A 5,557-nucleotide genomic window follows, 5' to 3' on the forward strand; every position below is an offset into this window, starting at 1 on the left:
AGCTAGCGTCGATCATCTCAGGACGACCCACCGCTGCAACCACGATATCCGCCAACCTGCACAACACCGGTGCATCGACGCTTCGCGAGTGCACCACGCTGACCGAACAATTAGCCTGCAACAACAGGGTCGCCATGGGTTTGYCGACTATATTCGAGCGGCCGATGACCACCGCGTGCAAGCCGCTCAAGTCGCCGCAGGTTTCGTGCAGCAGACGCATGCAGCCGCTGGGTGTGCAGGGTGTCAGGACTTCGATGCCTTGCACCAGGCCGCCGACGTTTTCCCGATGAAAACCGTCCACGTCCTTGATCGGGTGAATAGCATGAATCACCGCCCCTTCCTCGATATGGGCCGGCAATGGCAGCTGCACCAGGATGCCGTTCACCGTGGCATCGGCATTCAGCTGCCCAATCAGTTCCAGCACTTGCGCCTGGCTGGCGGATTCCGGCAGACGGTATTCAAGGGAGCGGATCCCGACTTCCTTGGCCCGCAGCAATTTGTTGCGCACATAGACCTCGCTGGCCGGATCTTCACCGACGAGCAGCACGGCCAGAGCGGGGTAAATCTGCTGTCCGGCCAGGACCAGAACCTCTTCTCGAACTTCGTCGAGAACCTGGGCAGAGATGGCTTTGCCGTCGATAACGCGGGCAAGTGCAGGGGTGGTGCTGATCAAAAGAGTCACCGTCGTCTTGAATGATAGGGGGGCGAAGTGATCATCGAGGCGTCGTTGCGCCCGGATGATCCATCAGAGACCTGCAGGCAAGGGCGCTCAGGCTACCAGTTGATGGCAACCGTACACCACCAGTACACCCGCGATCAGCGTGGCATAAGGCAACCAGCCGGCGCGTTTTTGACCGGTATCGGTCTGAATGTACAGGTCGCTGAGCATCGCTTCCGGGAAGCGTCCTTTATCCTGCACGTAGTGGCGGTAGCAGAACACCGGAAGAATCAACAGCGCCAGCAAAAGCCCGGTCACCAGGGTGCCGGCGCCCCAGATATCGGCTCCCAGCCCCATGCACGCCAGGTTGACGAAGCTCAGTACGCCACCAGCGACCAACAGCACGGTCGGGGCCTTGTACGGGCGTATCCAGTCGGGACGGTCCAGGCGATGGATCCAGCCGGCATTGAGATTGAGGAAGTTGAAGATGATGTAGCTGACGTTGGACGCGGCCAGCACGAACACATAATCGGACATCAGCAACAGCAGCAGGTTGAACGACAAGTCGGTCCACATCGCTGCGGTAGGCGCGCCGTGTTCGTTGGTGCGGGCCAGGTATTTCGGCAGCCAGCCATCCACCGACGCCTGATACAGGGTGCGCGAGGAGCCGGACATCGAGGTCATGATCGCCAGCAGTGTGGCCAGGACCAACATGATCAGCACGATGTTGGCCACCAGCTTGCCGCCGCCGATGCTGTCCGCCATGACCTGCCCGACGCCCATGCCGCTGTAGATCGCCGGTGACAACAGACCGCTGTAGACCGCCGGTGTGACCACTGCGCCGCTGGCATCGAGCACCGCCGGGGTCACTAGCTGCCCGAGCCCCTGGCTGCCTTGAAACGCCAGGGGCACCAGGGTGAACACCAGAATGCACAGTAGGCCGGCATAAAAAATGGCCTTGAACGTGTCACGCTTGGGGTCCTTGAATTCCCGGGTGTAGCACACCGCGGTTTCGAAGCCGTAAGTGGACCATGCAGCCATGAACAGGCCGCCGGCCATCAACGACCAACCGGACATGTCCCAAGGCCCGTCGATCACTTGCCCGGCCGCATCATGGGCCAGCGGGTACAGGGGCAGGAAGTTGGCCTGGGCCGCATCCCCGGTGAACAACGGCACCACACCCACCAGCAACAGAGGAATCAGCGATGTCACCCCAAGCACCAGAGTCAGGCGTGCCGAGCGCAAGATGCCGCCATGCTGCACGGCGAAGACCGTCAGCAGAATCAACAGGCCAATGGCGAATGTCGCGTTGATCCGCAGCGACAGGCAGCTCTTGATCCAGTCCAGATCGAGCAAGGTCAGTTGCCAGGTGTTGATCATTGCGTCGGCGGGAAACAGGGCGGTGAGGATGTAACCGGCCGCCAGCCCTGAGCCAATGGACAGCACCGGCGACCAGGCCAGCCAGTTGCACCACACCGATACCGGTGCGATCAGTTTGCTGTAACGCACCCAGGCCACCGCGCCGTAGACCGAGGCACCGCCGGACTTGTGCGGGAACAGTCCGGCAATTTCGGCATAGGTGAAGGCCTGGATAAACCCAAACAGGATCGACACGATCCAGACGATCCAGGCCGGTTTGCCTACCGTGGCGGCAATCGCGCCGATAGAGAACAGCACCAGGGCGGGCACGCCACTGGCGACCCAGAAAGCCCCGCGCCAATCGATCTTGCGGTGCAGGCTGCCCACTGAGCTGGCGGCCTGCGGTACGGCCTCGAACGTAGTCGCTTCCATCTTCGTATTCCCATGTCTGAGTAGAGGTGTAGTGGGGCAGTCAAAGTCGGGTGGCGCACAGGCTCATGTGATCGATCAACTGCGTACCCGGCTCTTGTCCGGGTCGTAGAAAATCGCTGCGGTGACCGTGGCGCTGATGCGCTTCTGCAGGCCATCGACTTTGCCGATCTCTAACGCTGTGCCGACGTCGGCGCAGGCCACGTCGACCCGGCACAGCGCGATATTGCTGGCCAGCAGCGGCGAGCGGCAGGCACTGGTGATGACCCCGACCTGAGCTCGGCCGTGGTACACCGGGTCACCGTGGTGGGCGCCTTCGTTACCGCTCAGTTGCAGGCCCACCAGTTTGTGAGCGGGATGGGCGCTGCGCCGTAGCAAGGCGTCGCGACCGATGAAGTCATCGGCTTTGCTTTTCAGCGGTACGCAAAAGCCGATACCGGCCTCGAACGGATCGGTCTGGTCGCTGAATTCGTAGCCTGCAAAAATCAGCCCGGCTTCGATACGCAGCATGTCCAGCGCTTCCAGGCCCAACGGCACCAGGCCCAAGGGTTGGCCCAGTTGCCAGATCCGGTCCCAGACCCGTTCGGCATCCTCAGGCTGGCACCAGACTTCATAGCCCAGCTCACCGGTGTAGCCGGTGCGCGAGATCATGAGCGGGCAGCCGTCGTAACCGTCCAGGCGTCCCACCAGAAAACGGAACCAGCCCAGGTTTTCCAGACTCGGCTGGTTGGGCGCGGTCCAGACCATCTGCTTGAGCAGCTCGCGGCTCATCGGGCCTTGCACTGCCAGGTTATGGATCTGCTCGCTGGCGGATTTGATCCAGACCTTCATGCCGAGTTTTTGTGCCTGCTCGCGCAGCCACATCCCGGCGTAGTCTTCGCCGCAGATCCAGCGGAAATTGTCGGGGCCCAGGCGCAGCAAGGTGCCGTCGTCGAGCATGCCGCCGTGCTCGTGGCACATGGCCGAGTACACCACTTGCCCGACCGCCAGGCGCCGCACATCCCTGGTCAGGCAGTACTGCAACAAGGCTTCCGCGTCGGGACCGATGATTTCGAATTTGCGCAGTGCGGTCAGGTCCATCACCGCCACCCGCTCGCGGCAACCGAGGTATTCTTCGATCGCGCCATAGCCGTCGTAACGCAGGGGTAGCCACCAGTTGCGATAGTCTGTGAAGCTGCCGGTCAAGCGACTGGTGCGTGAGTGGAACGCTGACTCACGGGTGAGAATCGGGTCGGCATCGGCCGTGGTTCTAGTGCTCATGGCGATGGAAAAACGCTCCTTTTCGCTGTAGACGCGGATATGGATATCGGTCGGGTTCCAGCCATTGGCCGGGTCGATGTCATCCGGGCATGAGGTACTGCCACACAGCAGGTCCGTCATGGCCCGCAGCAGCACGTAATCGCCGGGACGCGACCAGGGTTCGTCCAGGGTCAGCTGCTGGTGGGCGTCGATCCCGGTGTTGAAGAAGAAGTTGATCGCCGGCCAGCCATTGCGGGGCTGGATTCCATGAGACGCGAGCACCTGGCTGAGGTTGTCGCTGCAGTTGTCGTGCCCAAAGTAGCCGTGGCTTTCGTAATAGCGCGCGGCGCAGGCCAGGGCGAAGGAATCGTGACGGCCGACGGTGTCACGTACCACCTCCAGCATCGGCTGCATCTGCCGGTCGAAGAACTTCGAGAACAGCCCCGGTGCCGGGTAGGCGCTGCCGTTCAGCGTGCGGGTTACGGTTTGATCAAGATCCAGCTCCAGACCGCGATCCAGCGCTCGTCGATCCAGAGCGACAAAATCCGAGCATTGCCGACCGGCGACATCCAGCACTTGCACATACTGACCTTTGCCGACGGTGTAACTGTGGGCGGTGCCAGCACCGATGGTGAACTCGTCGATTAACTCGCCCAAGGGTTCGGGCAACGCTGGGAGCAGCAGTGGCGAGGGATTGGCCCGAGTCACCCATAACCTGAGTTCGCTGGGCCGGTATTGCCGGTCAACGGTGGTCGGTCCGGCGGGTGCCGCGACGATCACCAGTAGCTCATCGCTGGCGACGAAGCGGCGGCTGAAGTCGGCAGGGCTGTCCTCGTCCCAGAGTGAGGCGGCGCTGGGCAGGTGTTGTGGATCAATCGCGCGTCGGATCAGCGCCTGGCCAATGCGGCGCGACTGCAAGGTCGGTTCGGCGAGTCGTGCGCCGATAAACCCGCAGGCCGTCGAACCGCTCAGTGCCCAGGCCGCCAGGGCGCTGCGACCGAGCATATCCACGGCCAGCAATTCGCAGGGTTGCCGGCCTTCAAGGTCGATCACTTGCAGGCTGTCGCCGGGCTGCAAAGCGACAAGGGTCAGGCCGCCAGCGGCCACCCGATAGCGCTCCAGGGTCGGGGCTCGGGCAAATAGTCCGGGCTCCCGCGGGCGTGAAACACGAGGTGCGTTCATGGTGAGGCTCCCGGGTCAACCGATCGACTTGACGGATTTCGGCGGTTCAGCGAGGTACGCCGCCATGGAGTCGTCAAGGGCATGCAGCCAAGGCGTGTGATGGGGTGGAGACTGGGTGCCGGTCATCAGCGATCGGTAGGACTTGTCGCGGTAACCCATGATGTTATGGGCCTTGTCGTGCTTCCAGTGCAGGAAGGTGTCGTTGACCGCGGCGATATCAAAGTTCGGGTAGTCGGTGGCGTCCACCAGTTGCTGGATATAGGCACCCTGGTATTCGAACATCTGCTGGTTGGTTTCAAGCTGCTGTTCACGGGCATGCCATTCCTGACTATCGGCGGCCCTTTGTGTCTGGTCGGGTAGGGCGATGCGTTGCAGGATCACGTCGCGGGCGTACCAGGCTTGGGCGTCGAACATGTTGAACGAGTACCACTGGTCCTGCATGCCGAGGTAAATCAGTTGCGGGTTGGGCTCCCAGAAAATGCCCTTGTACAGGTTCATCGGCCATAGCCGGTTATCGGTCTTGAGGCACAGTTCGTCCGGCAGGAAGGGGAAGTGATGTTTGTAGCCGGTGCACAGGATCACCGCATCGATGTGCTTGTGGGTGCCGTCGATAAAGTACGCGCGGTTTTTTTCCAGGCGCTGCAACAGCGGTTTTTCTTCCCAGTTGGCGGGCCAGTCATAGCCCATGGG

At 61.9% G+C, this 5,557-nt stretch carries 3 protein-coding genes and 1 pseudogene; all 4 read right to left on the minus strand.

Annotation, left to right across the window (positions count from 1 at the left end; all coding sequences use genetic code 11):
• The coding region (locus AC1DRJ_RS18285) for a tetrahydrofolate dehydrogenase/cyclohydrolase catalytic domain-containing protein (protein WP_477803398.1) at positions 1–682 on the minus strand (682 nt) is incomplete at its 3' end.
• A gap of 87 nt (positions 683–769) precedes the next feature.
• Positions 770–2,449 carry an APC family permease gene (locus AC1DRJ_RS18290; protein ID WP_477803399.1) on the minus strand — a complete coding sequence of 560 codons (1,680 nt, stop codon included), beginning with the start codon at positions 2,447–2,449 and terminating at the stop codon, positions 770–772.
• 75 nt (positions 2,450–2,524) lie between these two features.
• Complete coding sequence (locus tag AC1DRJ_RS18295; protein ID WP_477803400.1) at positions 2,525–4,867, minus strand: DUF1989 domain-containing protein; 2,343 nt, start codon at positions 4,865–4,867, stop codon at positions 2,525–2,527.
• Positions 4,868–4,882: 15 nt separating this feature from the next.
• Positions 4,883–5,557, minus strand: a pseudogene (locus AC1DRJ_RS18300) (NAD(P)/FAD-dependent oxidoreductase); the annotation flags it as partial.

The organism is Pseudomonas sp. P5_B2 (assembly GCF_056400445.1).

Bases quoted from the DNA above. Each gene is read 5' to 3' on its own strand.
- AC1DRJ_RS18290 (WP_477803399.1), bottom strand. From the start codon at position 2,449: ATGGAAGCGACTACGTTCGAGGCCGTACCGCAGGCCGCCAGCTCAGTG.
- AC1DRJ_RS18295 (WP_477803400.1), bottom strand. From the start codon at position 4,867: ATGAACGCACCTCGTGTTTCACGCCCGCGGGAGCCCGGACTATTTGCC.